Origin of the sequence: Truepera radiovictrix DSM 17093 (assembly GCF_000092425.1) — a bacterium.
Lineage (GTDB): Bacteria > Deinococcota > Deinococci > Deinococcales > Trueperaceae > Truepera > Truepera radiovictrix.
The window spans coordinates 2,745,717-2,762,996 of sequence record NC_014221.1; the positions used below are offsets into that span (position 1 = coordinate 2,745,717).

A 17,280-nucleotide genomic window follows, 5' to 3' on the forward strand; every position below is an offset into this window, starting at 1 on the left:
CTCTTGAGCCCCCGCGGCGGGCGCGCCCGTTTTGGGCTCACGGGTGTGAGGGCGGCGCAGCAGGTGACGCTAAAGCCGCCCTCTCGGCCGAACGCCGGGGTGGCGTTAGCCGACCCATTGACGCGCGCTCACGAGAGGGTGAGAATAGAGGCTCGAGCGCCCGCGCTCGAGCACCGCAACCGAGGGATCCGGCCCGAAACCCCGAGCCCACACCTACCCACCACACGGAGCGCCCGACCGAAGCGCCCCGCTTGCACGGGCTCGGTCAGAGGTTGCAGCGGCCCGCTTTCATCTAATCGGGCGCCCCTGCCGGCCAGCGCACGGCCACGATGACCCTGCTGGACTGATGAGAAGGGCGGGAAACCGCGCTTCTGCAGCTTTCGAGGAGGGCCTTTTGTCTTACCTGCAACCCGACTACACCCCCCGCGTCTCCATCGAACTCGTCGCCCGCAGCCTCGAAGGCTTGGCCGCAGAGCTCGAGACCATCCGGGCGCGCTTTCCCTTCGTGGACACCGTCAACATCCCCGACCTCACGCGCTTCGCGCTGCGCAGCACGGACGCCTGCGCGGCGGCCCAGCGGTGCGTGCGCCGCGCCATCCCGCACCTGCGGGCGGTCGCCACCGACCTCAAAGACCTCAGGCCCCTCCTGAGGCACCTCGACGAGGCCGAGCTCCACGAGGTGTTGGTGGTCGCGGGCGACCCCCCGGCCGACATGCGCTACGCGGTCTACCCCACGTCTAGCGTGCAGCTCATCCGAGCGATCAAGGCGGCGCTACCGCACGTCACGGTCTACGCCGCCCTCGACCCCTACCGCCAGTCGTTCGTCAGAGAACGTGACTACGCGCTTGAAAAGCTCGAGGCCGGCGCGAGCGGCCTCTTTACCCAACCCTTTTTCGACCTCAGGCTCATGCACGTCTACCGCGAGCTGCTCCCCGGCGTCACCCTCTACTGGGGCGTGACGACGGTGACCACGGCGCGCTCGCTGGGGTACTGGCAGACCCGCAACCGCGCGATCTTCCCCGCCGACTTCGCGCCGACGCTCGCCTGGAGCCGCGACTTCGCGGCGCGGGCGCTCGAGTTTGCGCGGCAGACCCGCAGCAACCTCTACTTCATGCCGATTAAAAGCCGTTTGGAGGACTTTTTGGGGGGCGTGCTGACGCCGCAGCGCCTGGGCGTGGGGGCGGTATGAAGCGCAAGGCCTCCGCAGCCGCCTTACAAGAGGCCCTCAAACGCCGCGTCCTGGTCTTAGACGGCGCCATGGGGACGATGATCCAGCGCCACAATCTTACGGAAGCCGACTTTCGCGGCGCGCGCTTTCGGAACCACGACCGGCCCCTGAGGGGCGCCAACGACCTTCTGACGCTGACGCAGCCCGAGCTGATCGAGGGGATTCACCGCGCTTACCTCGAGGCCGGCGCCGACATCATCGAGACGAACACCTTTAGCGCCACCCGGGTCGGTATGAGCGAGTACGGCGTCGACGAGGTCCTCTATGAGCTCAACGTCCAGGCCGCCCGCCTCGCCCGCCGCGCCGCCGACGCTCTTTCCACGCCCGACAAACCGCGCTTCGTCGCCGGGGCCTTGGGGCCGACGAACCGCACCGCGAGCATGTCGCCGGACGTCAACAACCCCGGCTTCCGGGCGGTCGACTTCGACACCCTGGTCGCGAGCTACTACGAGCAGGTGCGCGGACTTTTAGAGGGCGGCGCCGACATCATCTTGATCGAGACGGTGTTCGACACGCTCAACTGCAAAGCGGCGCTCTTTGCTGCCGAATCAGTTTTTGAGGACGTCGGCGTGCAGCTCCCGCTGATGGTCTCGGGGACCATCACCGACGCTTCGGGGCGGACGCTCTCAGGGCAGACCTTAGAGGCGTTTTTGATCTCCGTCTCGCACGCGCCGCTCTTGTCCGTGGGCCTCAACTGCGCGCTCGGGCCCAAGGAGCTGGGGCCTTACGTCGCCGAGCTCTCGCGGCTGACGGGGCTTTACACCAGCGTCTACCCCAACGCCGGGCTGCCGAACGCCTTCGGCGGCTACGACGAGACGCCCGCGTCGATGCAGCGGACTATGGCGGCGTGGCTCAACGAGGGCTGGGTCAACCTCATCGGCGGCTGCTGCGGCACCACGCCCGAGCACATCGCGGCGTTCGCCGAGGCCGCCGCCGGGGTGCCGCCGCGCGTGCCGCCCGAGCTGCCCCCCCTGAGCGCGTTCGCCGGGCTCGAGCCGCTCGTGCTGCGCAGTGACAGCAACTTCGTCAACGTCGGCGAGCGCACCAACGTCACCGGCTCGAAGAAGTTTTTGCGCCTGATTCGCGAGGAACGCTTCGACGAGGCGCTCTCGGTGGCGCGCGAGCAGGTCGAGGGCGGCGCGCAGATCATCGACGTCAACATGGACGAGGCGATGCTCGACGCGGAGCGCGCGATGGTGCGCTTTCTCAACCTCGTCGCCGCCGAACCCGACATCGCCCGCGTCCCGGTGATGCTCGACGCGTCGAAGTTCGAGGTTCTGGAGTCGGGCCTCAAACGCCTGCAGGGCAAGGGCATCGTCAACTCGCTCTCGCTTAAAGAGGGCGAGGCGGTCTTTCGCGAACAGGCGGCGCGGGTCCGGCGCTACGGCGCGGCGGTCGTGGTGATGGCCTTTGACGAGCGGGGCCAAGCGGACACCTTCGAGAGGCGCATCGAGATCTGCGCGCGGGCCTACCGCATCCTGGTCCACGAGGTGGGCTTCCCCCCCCAGGACATCATCTTCGACCCCAACATCTTCCCCGTCGCCACCGGCATCGAGGGGCACAACCGCTACGCGCTGGACTTTTTCCGCGCGACCCGCTGGATCAAAGAGCACCTGCCGGGGGCGCTCGTCTCGGGCGGGGTGTCTAACGTCTCGTTCTCTTTTCGGGGCAACACCCGGGTGCGCGAGGCGATGCACGCGGCTTTTCTCTACCACGCGCGGCAGGCGGGGATGGATATGGGCATCGTCAACCCGGCCATGCTGGAGGTCTACGAACAGATCCCCAAAGACCTCCTAGAGCACGTCGAGGACGTTCTCTTGGACCGCCGCCCGGACGCCACCGAACGGCTTTTGGCCTTCGCCGCGTCGGTCAAGGGGGGTGACCAAAAGGGGGCCAAGGACGAGGCGTGGCGGGCGCAGGGGGTCGAGAAGCGGCTCGAGCACGCGCTCGTCAAGGGCGTCACGGACTTTATCGAAGCCGACACCGAGGAGGCGCGGCAGCGTCTCGGGAGCCCCCTAGCGGTCATCGAGGGGCCTCTCATGGCCGGGATGAACGTCGTCGGCGACCTTTTCGGGAGCGGCAAGATGTTTTTGCCGCAAGTCGTCAAGAGCGCGCGGGTGATGAAGCGGGCGGTGGCGTACTTAACGCCTTACCTGGAGGCCGAAAAGGCTGGCGAGAGAACGAGCGCCGGCAAGGTCCTGCTCGCGACCGTCAAGGGCGACGTGCACGACATCGGCAAAAACATCGTCGGGGTGGTTCTGGCCTGCAACGGCTTCGAGGTTCTGGACCTCGGGGTGATGGTGCCCACCGAGAAAATCCTAGAGACGGCCGAAAGGGAAAACGTCGACGTCATCGGGCTCTCGGGGCTCATCACGCCGTCGCTCGACGAGATGGTGGAGGTCGCGCGCGCCTTGGAGCGCCGCGGCAGCCGCACCCCGCTCCTTATCGGCGGGGCGACGACGAGCCGGGTGCACACGGCGGTGAAGATCGCCCCGCAGTACAGCGGGCTGACGGTGCACGTCCTGGACGCCTCGAGGAGCGTCGGGGTGGCCGCGCGCGCGGCGAGCGCCACCGAGCGCCCCAAACTGCACGCGGAGGTGCGCGCGCAGTACGCCGAGCTGCGGCGCCAGCACGAAAGGCGGCAGCTCGGGCGGCAGCTCATCCCCTTGGCGCAGGCGCGCGCGAACGCGCCGCGGCTGACCTACGCCCCGACCCCCCCCAGCTTTCTGGGCGTGCGCGCCTTCGACGACTACCCGCTCTCGGAGCTCGTCGCCTACATCGACTGGACGCCCTTTTTCCTCGCGTGGGAGCTCTCGGGGCGCTACCCCCACATCCTCGACGACCCCGTGGTCGGCGAGGCGGCGCGGCGGCTCTTCGAGGACGCGCAAACCACGCTTGGCGAGCTGGTGGCAGGTGAGAAGTTGCGGGCCCGCGGGGTGGTCGGCTTCTTCCCGGCAGCGCGCGTCGGCGACGACATCGAGCTCTACATGGACGAGCGCCGCACGGAGGTGCGCGCGGTGCTCCACACCCTGCGCCAACAGGGGGGCAAACGCGAGGGGCAGCCGAACCTCGCGCTCGCCGACTTCGTCGCGCCCAAAGGCGAGCGCGACTACGTGGGGGGGTTCGCGGTCGCCATCCACGGGGCGGAGGCGCTCGCCGCCGCCTACGAGCGTCAGCACGACGACTACAGCGCGATCTTGGTCAAAGCCCTCGCTGACCGGCTCGCCGAGGCGTTCGCCGAAAGGCTCCACGAGCGCGTCCGGCGCGAGCTGTGGGGGTACGCGCCGGACGAAGCGCTCACGAACGACGACCTCATCCGCGAGCGCTACCGCGGCATCCGCCCCGCCCCGGGCTACCCGGCGCAGCCCGACCACACTGAAAAGGCGACCCTCTTCGGGCTCTTGGACGCAGAAACCCTAGCGGGCGTGCGCCTCACCGAAAGCTTCGCCATGCACCCCGGCGCGGCCGTGTCGGGTCTCTACTTCGCCCACCCCGAGGCGCGCTACTTCGGCGTCGGCAAACTCGGGCGCGACCAGGTCGCGGACTACGCGGCGCGCAAGGGGGCGGCGCTGCGGGAGGTCGAGAGGTGGCTCGCGCCGAACCTCGCCTACGACCCGAGCGCCCCCCAAGAGGCCGAGCCGGAGGTCCTAGCGCCTACTCCCTAGCCCGGACGGGTTGCTGCGGCTTTGCTAACGGCAACCGCACGAGCGCCAAAAGCGCCGCGAGGAGGAAAAAGCCGCTGGTGACCACAAAGATGCTGCGGTAGGCGTCGTCGAAACTTAGCCCCCACCCCAAACGCGGCCCCCCGACGCGCACGAGCTCGACCACGGCCGCCCCCAAGAGCGGCGCGACGGTGCGCGAGGCCGAGACGATGGCGTTGTCGAGCCCGTAGACCACCCCTTCGGCGCCCGGCTCGGTGTAGCGGGCCAAAAGCGCCGCGATCGCCGGGGTCATCCCGCCGACCGCGACGCCCGTCAAGGCCTGCAACACCAAGAGCTGCCACACCTGCGTCACCAGGCTCTGCGGCAGGTAGAGCAGCGCCGCCGCCGAGGCGCAGAGGATGAGGATCCAGCGGTGCCCGAGCCGGTCGCCGAGGCGCCCCAGATAGATGGCGCTTACCGTCCCCGTCGCCGCCGCGACGCCCACGATAAGGCCGATGGTGGTGTTTGCCCCGCCCGCCGCGAGGGGGAGCGTGGCGATAAAGAGCGGCAGGATAGGGGTCAGCATGTTGCGGCCGAGCCAGTTGAGAAAGCTCAGGCTGTAGAGCGTCCCCACCTGCGGCGCGCGCAGGATGCGCCCCCAACCGCGGAGGACGCCGCTTCTAGCCTTTTTAGGGGGGCGCACGAAGGTTTCGCGCACCCCGAAGGTGACCAAGAGCCCGGAGAGCGCGAGCAGCGCGGCGGTCACTAGAAACGCCGTGCGGTAGCCAAAAGCGTCCGAGAGCAGCCCGCCGATAAAGGGGCCGATCGCGACGCCGCTCCCGAGCCCGAGCTGCAAAAGCCCCATGGCGTAGCCCACCCGTTCGCGGGGGGCGCTCGCGGCGACCAGCGCGTTGCCCGCCGAGACGGTGCCGGTCAAAAAGCCCTGCAGCGCCCGCAGCAGCACCAAGGCTTCGGCGTTCGGCACGAACGCCATCAGCGCGAGCGTCACGGCGCCGCTATAGGCCGCGCGCTCGACCATCGGTTTGCGCCCGACGCGGTCTGAGACCGCCCCCCAGATGGGCGAGGCGATGGTCATGGTGAGCGCCTGGGCGGAAAAGACGAGCGCCGCCAGAAGCTCGAGACTCAGCCCCGTGCTCGAGCCCAAAAACGCCACGTAGCGGGGCAGAAAGGGGAACATGATGGAGAACCCGACCGACGAGGTGAGCTGCGCGAAGACCATGATGTAGAGGGTGCGCTGCCACGACATAGAGCCGAGCATACCGCCGCAGCGCGCCCACGATGTCGCGCGCGAGCCCCTGCAGACTTAGGGGAATGGGCGGGGTGGGCGCGGAAAGCGCCCCGCCTGACGGCAGGGGGGCTCGGCGTTCGGTCGCCGCCCCCGAGAGCTGTGTACGTTTTGCGTACCAGCACACGCCGCCGCGCGGCGAGCCGCGCTATCCTAAAGGCCTAAACAACAAGGAGCGCCCCGACTCGTTGCGGGTAGTCGCAGTGCCGCGCTTCCGGTAGGCGCGCCGCTCGCGGCGCACCCCCAGCGGCGAGGGGCACACGACACGTCACCCTAGAGGAGGTCACGGTGAACTTTCGAGAGGTCGCGAGAACGGGTTTTGAGGCGTACCGCGCCCACCGCGCCGTACGCGGCGACCGGCGCGCGTACGGACCGCTCGGTCAAGCGAGGACGCGGGAGCAAGACGTCGTGTACCGGTTTAGGCGGCGCTTTCGCAGAACCCTGGAGCGTTAGCTGGCCGTCCTAGCTAGCGGCACCGCGAGGCTCGAGCGGGGGGCGCGTCGTCATCGCGCCCCCCGCTCAACGCTGCTTTCTGGCCCACGCCAAAAACCGCTGCACCTCGGGGTGCTCGAGGATCGCCTCTTTGGTGTTGAGCGTCAAACCGAGCTCGCGCTCCGAGAAGGTCTTATGCAGCTGACGGTGGCACAAGCGGCAGAGCATCAACCCGCGCCGCCGCATCTCCTCTTTGGAGAAGCGCCGCTGAAACGCCCCCTTGCGGTGGTTGCGCTTGGGGATGAGGTGGTGGAAGGTGAGCGGCTGCTCCCTGCCGCACAGCTCGCAGCGCGCCCCCCCTTCGCCCTGTTTCGGCGCTGGGCTCATGTCGGCGACGCGCTCACCTTAAAAAGCGCCAGTGAGCACGCACGTCCCGAGAGGGTACCGGCGATCATGCGCCGCGCTGCTGTAGGTCGCGCCGCAGCGCCCTAGAGGCGCGCGTCTAGCGTAGAGTGTCGCCATAGGCCAAGCCTACGCAAAGCCCTTAGGAGGCACGGTGAAGCTCAACCGCTTTTTACGAACCGCTCTCAAACTCTTTGTCCTCACCCGCGGCTTTCGCGCCGCGCGGCGCGGCGTCGGGCGCTACGGTGGGCGGCGCGTCCGCGGAGGGGTCGTGCAGCAGCTTATGCGGCGCCTCCTGAGGTAACGCACGCCGGCACTCTCGGTTGTAGGCGCCGCGACCGCGCGTAGAGCGCCGCCTGCACGCGGTCACGCCACCCCAACTTGCTGAGCACGCTGCTCGCGTGCGTCTTGACCGTTTTCTCGGCGACGCCAAGGCGGGCGGCGATGGCTTTGTTGACAAGCCCTTCGGCGAGCAGGCCGAGCACCTCGCGCGCGCGCAGCAGGGCGGCGCGCGCGAAAGCCGTGCCGAGCTGCCGCCCCACGGCCGTCAAGAAGGCGAGCGTCTGCGGGTCGAAGCGCTCGCTCCCGGGGGCGGCGAGGTTGAGGACGCCGACCGGCCCTACGCGGCCCAAGAGCGGGATGCTGGCGTGCAGCTCGAGCCCCGCCTTGTCCCCCGTGGCCGCCTCTAGACGGCTGCAGTGCACGATGTTGACCCCCGCGTCGAGCCGCCCCTCCCGAAACCGCCACTGGCAGTCGCAACCGCCGCGGCAGAGCGGGGCGCTGTTCTCCCTCGCCAAAGCGGGTGGGAGCCCCGTGGCGGCGGCCAGCGAAAAGCCCCCGCGGTGACGGTCGCCCTGCGAAACGCACGACAAAAAACCCACCCCGCGCTCAAACCGAGCAGCGCGACGAGCTCGCGGAGCGCTTCGGAGAGCGCCCGCTCAAAGTCCGGCTCCCGGTTGAGCACCTCGCCGATGGCGTTAAGGGTCGAGAGTTCGCCCAAGCGGCGCTCGAGGGGCATCTCTCTTACGGCCTCCATGTGGTGCAGTGTAGCGCCCCTAGATGCGCTTCTGGGTCGCTCGAAAGGTCACAGCTCCTCAAACGTCAGCCTGCTTGCGCCCCCTGGCCACGCGCCGCGTTATACCGGAAGATCTTGACGCGGTAGCCGCTGGGGTCCAGCACGAAAAACCCGTGAGGGCCCCCTGCATTGCGGTACGCCTCCCTCAGGTCGCGCTCGATGGGCACCCGAGGGCTCAGCTGGCGGTGCATCCGGTCACGGCCCCGAAGCTCCCCAGCTCGAGCCCCAGGTACCGCACCGCCGTAGGGTCTACCGCTTCATGGGTGCGGTCGAAACGCAGCACGAAACCGTCCGCGAAGGTTACCCACAGGTGCCCGGACGCGGCGTCGCAACGTGCCGGAAGCTCGAGCCACTCCAAGTAGAAGGTGCGCGCCGCCTCTAAGGCGCTTGCCTTAAGCGCAAGGTGCTGAAGCCGAGTCACCTCGTCTCTCCTCCACGCGCGGCTCGCCGCTCGGCCTGCGCGGTCGCCAGCTCATAGGCGCGGCGCAGCAAGGCGACCGCTCGCCCGACGTCTTCCGGCCTACGCAGATAGATGCTTACCCACCCACTTTCAGTCAGCACGTGGTGCGCCTGCGCTGCCCCACGGTCAGCGCCACTGGGCGCACGGGCTGGGCCCGTAACCGAGCTCGCCAAAAGCCCATCGCGCACCCGTTTGGGAAAGGGGATGTCGACCAGGTGCTCGCCGTGGTGGTACCCCAGCTCGCGCGTACCCAAGCGGTATGCGGTGCCACCGAAGCGGTGCGGGTGCGCCGTGACCCCTTTCCAACGGCTCACGGCGCTGTCGATGCGTTCGCTGCTTTTCACGCTGGCCCCTCCGATGGACGCAACATGGACGGGTGCTCGCCTGAGCGGGGCAGGATCAGGTGGCTGTCGCCGAACTCGTGCCACAAGTACCCCTCCCGCACCGCTTCGGCGTAGGCACCCCGCACCAGCGCCTGACCCGCAACGGCGTAGAGCATGGCGAGGTGGCTCGCTTTAGGGTCGTGAAAGCCGGTCAGAAGCCCATCCACAACGTTTACGGCGCGACCCGGATGGAGGTAGAGGCGCGTAAAGCCCCGCGCGGGCTTCATCGTGCCGTCCCAGGCCGACTCCAAAGCCCTCACCACGGTCGTACCCACGGCGATCACCCGCCCCCCCGCCGCCTTCGTTTCACGCACGGCGTCGGCGGTCTCCGGGGGCACCTCGAAGGGTTCGGGGGGCAGCGGGTGCCGAGCAGCCTTATACTCGGTGACCTCGAGGCTGCTTACGCCCGTGTGCAGCGTGATGCGCGCCACCCCGACCCCTCTGGCCGCCAAGCAGCGCAGCACCCGCTTGGAGAAGGGCCGCGCGGCCGAGGGCATCTCGGCGCTGCCGGGGGCGTCGGCGAAGAGGGTCTGATAGGTGGCGAGCGGGTACGCCCTCGCCACGTAGCCGTAGCGGATGGGGGCGCCGAGGCGCTGCATCGCCGCCCCTACGTCCCCGTCGAAGCGCACGAACCAGAGCCTAGGCAGACCGGGATAGGGGTGCACGAGGGTAGCGCGGAGCCCGCCGGCCGTCACCACGTCCCCTAGCGCCAGCGGCAGCGGTCCAGGTTCGGCGAAGCTCCAGCGCGGTTCGGCGAGCCACGTCTCAGCGTTTGGACCGCGGCCATAGCGCGTCGCGAGGTTCAGCACGAAGGAGCCGAAGCCCCCTTCCGCGGGGAGGCTCGCGGGCAAGGTGGCGCTACGGTTGACGACCAGCAGGTCGCCCGGCTCCAAGAAGTTGGCGAGGTTGGCGAAGCAGCTGCCGTGATGCCCCTCGGGGGTGCTGACGAGAAGGCGCACGGCGTCCCGGGGGACCCCCCTTTGCTCCGGCGGTTCGGTCGCCTGGAGGTGCTCCGGGCGCTCAAAGGTAAGGTCGCTTAAGGTGAGGCTCATACGGCCTCCCGAAGGGCTTTCTGGGCGCGCTCCGGCGAGGTCAGCGCCTCCGGGCGCCCCGGCGATGCCGGTAACCTTGAGGTCAGCGCCTCCGGGCGCCCCGGCGATGCCGGTAACCTTGAGGTCAGCGCCTCCGGGCGCCCCGGCTGGGCCGGCAACCTAAGCGTCCAGGTGTCCCCCTGCGCCAGAAAGCGTTCGCCGGAGACCGAAAGCGGGTCCTGCCCTAAGAGCCACGCCCAAAAGGGCAGCGTCACCTCGGGGAGCGGACGGCCCGAAATGTCCTCGCCGGGAAAGGCGCGCTCGTGCATCTGCGTGCGCATGTCGCCGGGGTCGACGCTCACCGCGCCCACGCCCCTGCCTCGCAGCTCCGCCGCGAGCGTGCGGGTCAGCAGGTCCAACGCCGCTTTCGCAGCGCCGTAGCCGCCCCACCCCGGATAACCGCCCACGGCCGCGTCCGACGAAAGGTTGATGATGAGGCCACCCCGCATAAGCCGCGGCAGCGCCTCCTGAATGAGCCCTAGGGGCGCACACACGTTCGTCTTGAAAACCGCCTCCAACGCCTCCAAAGGGTAGTGCGCCAGCTCCGGCAGCGGACTGGGGCCCAAGTCGGAGGCGTTGTTGATGAGCAGGTTTAGACCGCCGTGCGCCGCCCCCACCAGGGCGCGGCGGTGACGTGGGTCGTTCACATCGCCGGGGATGGCGGTGACGGGATGGCCGTGGCGCCGTACGTGCGCGGCGACCTCCGCTAAAGCTTCGGGGCCGCGCGCGGTCAGGACGAGCGCGTAACCCTGCGCGGCCAGAAACTCGGCCAAAGTCGCCCCCAAACCGCGGCTAGCGCCGGTGACGAGGGCAGTTTGGGTCGCCGCCTGGTGGGACGCTATCCCTGAGCCAGTAGTTACATTGTTCATAGGGGTCATGCGGTCTCGTCTCCTTTGACGTGTAGGTTGGACGTGTAGCTCTGACGCACAGGTTCTGCGCGACAGAGGGGCGGTAGCGCGCACACCCCCGCGGGCCCCCTGCGCTTCCCTGCGCAGCTCGTCAACGTGGAGGCGGGCGAGAAAGTACTCGAGCATGACGTGACAGGTAGCTCACACCAGCGGATCTTTCTGCGGCTGCAAAGCGTTGACGCGCACGCTACCTGTCATCACCTCCTCAATGCACCAGCGGCCGCCGCTTCCCGGTTACGGGCCCAGCCCCGGAGTGCTTCGCGCTACTCGTGGTGCTGAGTGCCGACCCGCTGCCTCGCCTTAGCCTTCAGGTTAGGGGCGCTGCCGCCCCGAGGCATCGGTCCAAAGACCTAGAGGTGTGTAGAGGTGTGTTGCCCCTAAGAAACGCTTGAGAACCGCTCGACGTCAGGTGCTACCGGCCCCGCCCAAAAGCGACGCCGCACGCTATCTGCGCTTCGGGTGCATCTGCTAAGCTTCGGCATGAAAGGGGGAGCGTGTGGCCACCATTATCTTTCGCCGGGTCGTGCAGGACGCCGTGGAGTTTGGTAGCGACGACGAGCGTTCGGTCTCGAGGGTCTACTTCGACCTCGAGGCGGACGGCGAAACCCACAAAGACCTCTACGTGAACGTCGAGGAACCCGCCCACGGCACGCACCAGACCGACGAGATCACCGTCGGGGCACTGGCCTTTCACGGCGAACCGGTCAAGCTCGACCGGCAGGCGTTCGAGGCGGCGGTCAAAAGCTACTACCAGAGCCTGGTGGCCTCGGCAGGTTACGGCAAGCACCTCGCCAAGGACAAGGGCTTTCGCACCCACGGCGACGAGTTGGGCCGCACCCAGGTCGTCGAGCTTTAAAGAGACCGCGCGCCGAGGTGCAGGCTTCGGCGCGCTTTTTTGGGGTGCCGCACGCCCACACGCTCACTCGCCATGAAGGAGGCGCGATGCACTACCACAGGCTTGGCAAAACGGGCTGGCAGGTCTCCGCGATCAGCTTCGGGGCTTGGGCCATCGGGGCGGATTGGGGTGAGGTCGCCGAAGAGGACGCCATGGCGGCGCTGCACCGCGCGGTCGACGAGGGGATCAACTTTTTCGACACCGCCGACGTCTACGGCGACGGGCGCAGCGAGCGCCTCTTGGCCCGCCTCAAACGCGAACGGGGCGACGGGGAGCTCTACATCGCCACCAAAGCGGGGCGGCGCCTGCATCCTCACACCGCGGACGGTTACACGAAGGAGAACCTGCGGGGGTTTATCGAGCGGAGCCTTCAAAACCTGGAGACCGACGCGCTCGACCTCGTGCAGCTTCACTGCCCGCCGACCGAGGTGTACTACCGCCCGGAGGTCTTCGGGGCGCTCGACGAGCTAAAGCGTGAGGGGCTGATCCGGCACTACGGCGTCTCGGTTGAAAAGGTCGAGGAGGCGCTGAAAGCCATCCTCTACCCCGGTGTGGCCACGGTGCAGATCATCTTCAACGTCTTTCGCCAGCGCCCCGCCGAGCTGTTTTTCCGCGAGGCGCAAGCGAGAGACGTCGGCGTCCTCGCGCGCGTGCCCTTGGCGAGCGGGCTCCTCAGCGGCAAGATGACCCGGGAGCGCAGCTTTAGCGCCAGCGACCACCGTCAGTACAACCGCCACGGCGAGGCGTTCGACCGCGGCGAGACCTTTTCGGGGGTGGACTTTGACACCGGGCTGCAGGCCGTGGACGAACTTCGGCCGCTCGTCCCCGAAGGCGCTACGATGGCCCAGTTTGCCCTGCGCTGGATTCTCATGTTTGACGCGGTGAGCTGCGCGATCCCCGGCGGCAAAAACCCCGAGCAGGTGGCCGACAACGCGGCAGCGGCCACCCTCGCACCCCTACCCGAGGACGTGATGCGGCGCGCCAGGGAGGTCTACGACCGCTACCTCTACGATCAGGTCCACCACCGCTGGTGAAAGCTCGTGACAAGGGCGATCTGCTTCGACTTTGACGGGACGCTCGCGCACTACACGGGGGACTTCGCGGCCTTCGTGGCGGGGCTGCGCGCAGAGCTAAGCTTGACGCAGTGCGACATGCGCGGCTTCGGGGAGAGCCTGTCGCAGCACCTGCGCGCCGAGGGGGCGGTAACGCTTCGCAGCGCCCTTGAGGCGACCCTAGCGGGGCTCGAGCAGCGCCCTCCGCCAGACATCGAGGAGGTCGCCACGCGGGCGGTAGCGGCGTACGCCGCCCAGGTGGCGCTGCGGCCGGGTGCCCGCGAGGTGCTCGCCATGTGCGCGCAGCGCGTCCCCTTGGCGCTCGTTACCAACGGTCCCGAAGACATGCAGCGCGCGGCGGTGCGAGCGGTTGGGCTCGAGGCGTTTTTTCGTACCATCCTGATCTCAGGCGACCGTGACGTGGGGGTGCGCAAACCGCACCCGCGCCTCTTCGACCTCGCGTGTACGGGGTTGGAGCGTCGACCCGAGGAAACCCTGATGGTCGGCGACGATCTGCACGCGGATATCGAGGGGGCGCTCGTTTACGGCATGCGGGCGGTTTACGTGGGGGGTGATGGGGGTGAGGGCTTCGACGCCGTGCCCGATCTTTTCGCCTTGCACAAGTTTTTAGAAGCGCCCACGACACGTCTCGAAGGGTGAGGGCGCGCCGGCACTCTGCTCTTTGCTGCGAGCACCAACACTTCACGGCGTCCACCCGTCTGCACCCCCCGTCTACGCCCACGGCGGCCCGCACAGCCCGTTCCACGAACCTTTAGGGCCACCGCTCGGGAGTTTGCAGCGCTGCTTGCGGCCTAAGGCTAAACTACTACCATAGTCTCTTTGGAGGAGGTCACGATGGGTATCATTCTCGCCACGCTGCTTTTCCTGTTTCTCTGCTTTATCGGCTTTTTGCTGGTCGAACGCTTTGTCAAACCGTGGGTGCCCACCCGGGTGCTCGCGTCCTACTGGAGCGTGCGCACGATCAGCTTTCTTTTCATCTTGCTGGGCGCCTACTTCATTATGGCGTGGGGGTACAACCCAACGGTCATCACGCTCGGCATGAACCAGCTCATCCTCAACCCGCTGCGGTGGGTGAGCTGGACGGTGAGCGCCCTCTTCTTGGGTGCGAGTCAGGCGTTTTTGGTGGAGATCTTGCGCGAGGTGCGCCCCCGCAGGCAGCACCAGCTGCAGGACGTGCGCCAACCGCCCCCAGCGCCGTAACGCCGTCTCGGGGCGCCGCAGCGCGCCCCCGCCACGAGCACCGGCGTACCAACGTCTAGCGGCCCGAACACCGAGCAGCCCCTAAGAGCCTAGGGCGCGCCGTCAGGTTCTAAAGTGGGGTATGACGCCCCACTTCAACCCGACCGACGCCACTTTTCTGGACAACCCCTACCCCACCTACGCGCGGCTCCGTGAGGAGGCGCCGATCTTTTTTTACGAGCCCTGGGGCAAGTGGGTGCTCACCCGCTACGAGGACGTCAGCGCCCTCCTGCGCGACCGGCGTTTGGGGCGGGTGCTCGACAACGTGCGGGTGAGCGTCAACCCCGCTCACGCCCCCTTCGACGCGGTGCAGCAGGGTTCGCTCTTAGAGCTCGAGCCCCCCGACCACACCCGCATCCGCACCGCCGTCCAAGATGTCTTTACCCCCAAACACGTGCGGGCCTTGGAGGGCCGCATCGCGGCGCTCGCAGGCGCGCTCGCAGACGCGCTCGCGGCGCGCCCAGAGGGCGAAGCCGATCTGCTCACCGACTTTGCCGAACCGCTCCCGGTCACCGTCATCGCCGAGCTTCTGGGCGTCCCCGAAGCCGACCGCCATCACCTGGTGCCCTGGTCAAAGGCGATCATCGGCATGTTCGAGCCCGAGCGCACGCCGGCGATGGAGGCGGCGGCGGTGGCGGCGGCGCAGGCGTTCGCCGACTACGTGCGCTCTCTCATCGCGCAACGCAGGGGGCGCGCCCAGGAGGGTGACCTGATCAGCCGGATGGTGGCGCTCCACGAGCGCGACCCCGAACGCCTCAGCGAGAGCGAAATCGTCGCCAACGCGATTCTCTTTCTCGACGCCGGTCACGAGGCGGTCGTCAACGTCATCGGCAACGCGATGGTCGCGCTTCTGCAGCGCCCGGCCCTCTGGGAGCGGCTGCGGGCCGACCCCGCGCTTATCGCGGGCGCCGCCGAGGAGGCGATGCGCTTCGACACGCCGCTGCAGTTTTTCGAGCGCGTCGTCCGCCAAGACCTTCGCTACAAGGGGTTCAGCTGGCCCCGCGGTACGCGGCTCTGCCTCTTTTACGCCGCGGCCAACCGCGACCCGGCGGTGTTTCGCGACCCCGAGCGCTTCGACCTCACGCGGCACCCGAACCCGCACCTCGCGTTCGGTCTAGGGCTGCACTTTTGCATCGGGGCGCCCTTGGCGCGGCTCGAGCTCAAACACGCGCTGCGCGCCCTCACGCGCCTTCCCGGCCTGACGCTGGCTACCCCGCCCAGCTACCACCCCAAAAACGTCTTTCGCTACCCCAAGGCGGTGCGGGTGACGTTCGCGTAGACGGTTGCGGGGCGGGCTCGTGGTTCGTGGCTTGTGGGTAGGTGGCTTGTGGGTAGGTGGCTTGTGGTCGGTGGCTAGTGGGTGGCTTGTAGCGCCTAGACCACCGGCTACGAACCGTCACCAGTTAGACACAACGCGCAAAGAACCTAGTGGCCCCCCTCGGTCCCCTGCGCCGGCGCTTCGTGACCTTGCTCTTGACCGGTGTGCGCTGCGCCCTGCGCCCCGCCGTGGCTCTCTCCCTGCCCACCGGTGGGCGCGGCATCTTCGCCGTGAGCCGGCGTCTCGCCGTGCGCTTCACCGTCGGTTTCCCCGTGCGACGCGTCGTGCGCTTCGCTATGCGTGATCACCGGGACAAACGTCTTCGGCTCCCCCTGCTGGCGGTCCCAGGGGTCGTTACAGGCGACCAAGGCGAGCAAGGCGAGCGGGGCGAGGGGGACGAGGTAACGTTTCAAGGGCGAGTGGGTCATGGCTCGCATTGTAGCAGGGTAGGGCTCCGCGGACACCGCTGGCGGCGCACGGCTCAGCGGACCCGCTCCAGGGACGAGGATCACGCCGCTGACGCTCGCCAAGTAGCGCGAGGGCGACCCGGCACGAGGGCACGTTGGCAGGGAAGCCAAAAGGTAAACTAGCCCCATGAACGAGCGCGACTCGAGCCGCCACAGCCCCGAAAACCCCTACGCCCCTTCTCGCCCCTCCAAACCGGCGAGCGTCCCGAGCGAGAGCCCGACGCACGTGCAGGAGGGGGCGCCGCAACCCGAGGGCCAAGACGCCGCCTTCTACCGAGCGTGGAACGACCTACTGGGGTGGATGCGCGAGTACGCCGACGCGCACGACGGCGCCATCTTCGAAAAAGAGGCCGACTTTCCGGACTACATCTACCGCATGGAGCGCCCCTACGACCTCCCGACGACGATCATGTCCGCGAGCCTCTCCGACCCCAAGGGGCGCCCCGTGCTCTTGGTCAACGCGAGCCCGCGCCACGCGGTCTTTAAGGAGGTCGTCTTGCACCCCTTTGAGTCGCACACCTACCGCAAGCTGACCTACAACCCGCAAAAAGGCGCCCTCGCCGAGGGGAAGCGCCCCTTTACCAAGGCGATGCTCTTCGAGCTCGCGGACGCGCTCTTTCATAGTGACGCCCAAGTCCCCGAGTGAGGGCCGCGAGGAGCTGCAGCGTGCGGCGCTAGGGGGGCTCTGCGGCGCGTGCGCGCACGCGCGGCTCGTGCGCAGCAGCCGCGGCAGCCGCTTTGTGCGCTGCGCCCACCCCGACACCCCCAAGTATCCGGGGCTGCCGGTCGTGCGCTGCGCGGCTTTCGCGGGCACCCCTTGAGCAACTCGGCTCACCACCAAGCGAGCGGCGCGCCTTCGGTAGCGAAGCGCGCCGCTTAGACGCTGGAACGACAAGGAGACGTGAGACGTGATGCGTCGTCACCCCCTCTACCCCCTCTGCTGGACGCTGCTAGCGCTTCTGGCGCCCCTTGCAAAGGCCGCGCCCGAGGCGCTCCACACGCTCGAGGTCACCCTCACGGCGTACGCCTCGACCCCCGACCAGACCGAAGGCGACCCCACGGTGACCGCCACGGGACAGCGCGTGCGGCCCGGCATCGTGGCGGTGAGCCGCGACCTGTTAAAGACGCAGCTCCCCTACGGCACCCAGGTGCGCGTCGTGGAGATTCGCACGGACGACGAGGGCTGCGGCGGCTACCCCACGAGCACGGTCTTCGAGGTGCAAGACACCATGGCCCCCGAGCGCGTCAACGAGGTCGACATCTGGATGCCGACGCGCGAGGAGGCGCTGTCGTGGGGCCGGTGCGTGGCGACCCTCGAGGTCGTCGCCTACCCGGCGCGCTAGCGCTCGCCCGCTGCGGGCC

20 protein-coding genes are annotated in these 17,280 nt (G+C 68.4%); 12 read left to right on the forward strand and 8 right to left on the reverse strand.

The genetic code is table 11. The features are described 5' to 3' along the window. Positions 1-394: 394 nt before the first annotated feature. Together TRAD_RS12555 and metH are read left to right on the forward strand one after the other, a co-directional pair. Positions 395-1,189 carry a methylenetetrahydrofolate reductase gene (locus TRAD_RS12555; RefSeq protein ID WP_013178985.1) on the forward strand — a complete coding sequence of 265 codons (795 nt, stop codon included), beginning with the start codon at positions 395-397 and terminating at the stop codon, positions 1,187-1,189. Continuing rightward, positions 1,186-4,893 (forward strand): methionine synthase, encoded by a 3,708-nt coding sequence (metH, locus tag TRAD_RS12560; protein WP_013178986.1) that lies wholly within the window; start codon positions 1,186-1,188, stop codon positions 4,891-4,893. Before TRAD_RS12555 ends, metH begins: the two co-directional genes overlap by 4 nt. On the opposite strand, the gene TRAD_RS12565 is transcribed toward metH, so the two are convergent. Beyond that, positions 4,883-6,136, reverse strand: a complete 1,254-nt coding sequence (locus tag TRAD_RS12565; protein ID WP_185095171.1) for an MFS transporter — start codon at positions 6,134-6,136, stop codon at positions 4,883-4,885. The two genes, metH and TRAD_RS12565, sit on opposite strands and share 11 nt — an antisense overlap. Before the next feature lie 327 nt (positions 6,137-6,463). On the opposite strand from TRAD_RS12565, the gene TRAD_RS16405 reads away from it, so the two are divergent. Beyond that, complete coding sequence (locus tag TRAD_RS16405; protein ID WP_013178988.1) at positions 6,464-6,628, forward strand: hypothetical protein; 165 nt, start codon at positions 6,464-6,466, stop codon at positions 6,626-6,628. A 66-nt stretch (positions 6,629-6,694) separates the two neighbouring features. Here the strand turns inward: TRAD_RS16405 and TRAD_RS12570 are convergent, their stop codons facing one another. Continuing rightward, positions 6,695-6,994, reverse strand: coding sequence for a hypothetical protein (locus TRAD_RS12570; protein ID WP_013178989.1), 300 nt, complete (start codon positions 6,992-6,994; stop codon positions 6,695-6,697). Between the two features lie 169 nt (positions 6,995-7,163). Here TRAD_RS12570 and TRAD_RS16410 point away from each other — a divergent pair, with 169 nt between their 5' ends. Further along, positions 7,164-7,313, forward strand: a complete 150-nt coding sequence (locus TRAD_RS16410) for a hypothetical protein (RefSeq protein WP_013178990.1) — start codon at positions 7,164-7,166, stop codon at positions 7,311-7,313. Here the strand turns inward: TRAD_RS16410 and TRAD_RS16660 are convergent. From TRAD_RS16660 to TRAD_RS12595, 5 genes are all read right to left on the reverse strand, one after another. Beyond that, positions 7,291-7,890, reverse strand: coding sequence for a response regulator transcription factor (locus TRAD_RS16660; RefSeq protein ID WP_013178991.1), 600 nt, complete (start codon positions 7,888-7,890; stop codon positions 7,291-7,293). The two genes, TRAD_RS16410 and TRAD_RS16660, sit on opposite strands and share 23 nt — an antisense overlap. A gap of 369 nt (positions 7,891-8,259) precedes the next feature. After that, positions 8,260-8,505 (reverse strand): VOC family protein, encoded by a 246-nt coding sequence (locus TRAD_RS12580; protein ID WP_013178993.1) that lies wholly within the window; start codon positions 8,503-8,505, stop codon positions 8,260-8,262. Continuing rightward, positions 8,502-8,888, reverse strand: a complete 387-nt coding sequence (locus TRAD_RS12585; RefSeq protein WP_013178994.1) for a luciferase domain-containing protein — start codon at positions 8,886-8,888, stop codon at positions 8,502-8,504. The genes TRAD_RS12580 and TRAD_RS12585 overlap by 4 nt, the downstream gene beginning before the upstream one ends. Further along, positions 8,885-9,979, reverse strand: coding sequence for an S-adenosylmethionine:tRNA ribosyltransferase-isomerase (locus TRAD_RS12590; RefSeq protein ID WP_013178995.1), 1,095 nt, complete (start codon positions 9,977-9,979; stop codon positions 8,885-8,887). Before TRAD_RS12590 ends, TRAD_RS12585 begins: the two co-directional genes overlap by 4 nt. Further along, positions 9,976-11,052 carry an SDR family NAD(P)-dependent oxidoreductase gene (locus tag TRAD_RS12595; RefSeq protein WP_342606921.1) on the reverse strand — a complete coding sequence of 359 codons (1,077 nt, stop codon included), beginning with the start codon at positions 11,050-11,052 and terminating at the stop codon, positions 9,976-9,978. The genes TRAD_RS12590 and TRAD_RS12595 overlap by 4 nt, the downstream gene beginning before the upstream one ends. A 370-nt stretch (positions 11,053-11,422) precedes the next feature. Between TRAD_RS12595 and TRAD_RS12600 the strand changes: the two genes are divergently transcribed. From TRAD_RS12600 to TRAD_RS12620, 5 genes are all read left to right on the forward strand, one after another. Then, on the forward strand, positions 11,423-11,782 hold the full coding sequence (locus TRAD_RS12600) for a hypothetical protein (protein WP_013178997.1): 360 nt from the start codon (positions 11,423-11,425) through the stop codon (positions 11,780-11,782). A gap of 86 nt (positions 11,783-11,868) precedes the next feature. After that, the gene (locus TRAD_RS12605; protein ID WP_013178998.1) at positions 11,869-12,855 is read left to right on the forward strand and encodes an aldo/keto reductase; all 987 of its coding nucleotides are present in this window, start codon (positions 11,869-11,871) and stop codon (positions 12,853-12,855) included. A 6-nt stretch (positions 12,856-12,861) separates the two neighbouring features. Continuing rightward, complete coding sequence (locus TRAD_RS15425; RefSeq protein ID WP_013178999.1) at positions 12,862-13,533, forward strand: HAD family hydrolase; 672 nt, start codon at positions 12,862-12,864, stop codon at positions 13,531-13,533. Positions 13,534-13,728: 195 nt separating this feature from the next. After that, entirely contained in the window at positions 13,729-14,094 is a 366-nt protein-coding gene (locus tag TRAD_RS12615) for a hypothetical protein (protein WP_013179000.1), read from the forward strand. A gap of 121 nt (positions 14,095-14,215) precedes the next feature. Next, positions 14,216-15,412 carry a cytochrome P450 gene (locus TRAD_RS12620; RefSeq protein WP_013179001.1) on the forward strand — a complete coding sequence of 399 codons (1,197 nt, stop codon included), beginning with the start codon at positions 14,216-14,218 and terminating at the stop codon, positions 15,410-15,412. 146 nt (positions 15,413-15,558) lie between these two features. Here the strand turns inward: TRAD_RS12620 and TRAD_RS12625 are convergent, their stop codons facing one another. Continuing rightward, entirely contained in the window at positions 15,559-15,879 is a 321-nt protein-coding gene (locus TRAD_RS12625; protein WP_013179002.1) for a hypothetical protein, read from the reverse strand. A 166-nt stretch (positions 15,880-16,045) separates the two neighbouring features. On the opposite strand from TRAD_RS12625, the gene TRAD_RS12630 reads away from it, so the two are divergent. The 3 genes from TRAD_RS12630 (at position 16,046) to TRAD_RS12640 (ending at position 17,261) form a co-directional block, all read left to right on the forward strand. Then, the gene (locus TRAD_RS12630; RefSeq protein ID WP_013179003.1) at positions 16,046-16,564 is read left to right on the forward strand and encodes an NADH-quinone oxidoreductase subunit 15; all 519 of its coding nucleotides are present in this window, start codon (positions 16,046-16,048) and stop codon (positions 16,562-16,564) included. Continuing rightward, positions 16,542-16,739, forward strand: a complete 198-nt coding sequence (locus TRAD_RS12635; protein ID WP_013179004.1) for a hypothetical protein — start codon at positions 16,542-16,544, stop codon at positions 16,737-16,739. Before TRAD_RS12630 ends, TRAD_RS12635 begins: the two co-directional genes overlap by 23 nt. Before the next feature lie 90 nt (positions 16,740-16,829). Beyond that, the gene (locus TRAD_RS12640) at positions 16,830-17,261 is read left to right on the forward strand and encodes an RlpA-like double-psi beta-barrel domain-containing protein (RefSeq protein WP_041947293.1); all 432 of its coding nucleotides are present in this window, start codon (positions 16,830-16,832) and stop codon (positions 17,259-17,261) included. The last annotated feature ends 19 nt before the right edge of the window (positions 17,262-17,280 follow it).

Bases quoted from the DNA above. Each gene is read 5' to 3' on its own strand.
- TRAD_RS12590 (WP_013178995.1), bottom strand. From the start codon at position 9,979: ATGAGCCTCACCTTAAGCGACCTTACCTTTGAGCGCCCGGAGCACCTC.
- TRAD_RS12570 (WP_013178989.1), bottom strand. From the start codon at position 6,994: ATGAGCCCAGCGCCGAAACAGGGCGAAGGGGGGGCGCGCTGCGAGCTG.
- TRAD_RS12630 (WP_013179003.1), top strand. From the start codon at position 16,046: ATGAACGAGCGCGACTCGAGCCGCCACAGCCCCGAAAACCCCTACGCC.
- TRAD_RS12565 (WP_185095171.1), bottom strand. From the start codon at position 6,136: ATGTCGTGGCAGCGCACCCTCTACATCATGGTCTTCGCGCAGCTCACC.
- TRAD_RS12625 (WP_013179002.1), bottom strand. From the start codon at position 15,879: ATGACCCACTCGCCCTTGAAACGTTACCTCGTCCCCCTCGCCCCGCTC.
- TRAD_RS12605 (WP_013178998.1), top strand. From the start codon at position 11,869: ATGCACTACCACAGGCTTGGCAAAACGGGCTGGCAGGTCTCCGCGATC.
- TRAD_RS12620 (WP_013179001.1), top strand. From the start codon at position 14,216: ATGACGCCCCACTTCAACCCGACCGACGCCACTTTTCTGGACAACCCC.
- TRAD_RS12595 (WP_342606921.1), bottom strand. From the start codon at position 11,052: ATGCTCGAGTACTTTCTCGCCCGCCTCCACGTTGACGAGCTGCGCAGG.
- metH (WP_013178986.1), top strand. From the start codon at position 1,186: ATGAAGCGCAAGGCCTCCGCAGCCGCCTTACAAGAGGCCCTCAAACGC.
- TRAD_RS12640 (WP_041947293.1), top strand. From the start codon at position 16,830: ATGCGTCGTCACCCCCTCTACCCCCTCTGCTGGACGCTGCTAGCGCTT.
- TRAD_RS12615 (WP_013179000.1), top strand. From the start codon at position 13,729: ATGGGTATCATTCTCGCCACGCTGCTTTTCCTGTTTCTCTGCTTTATC.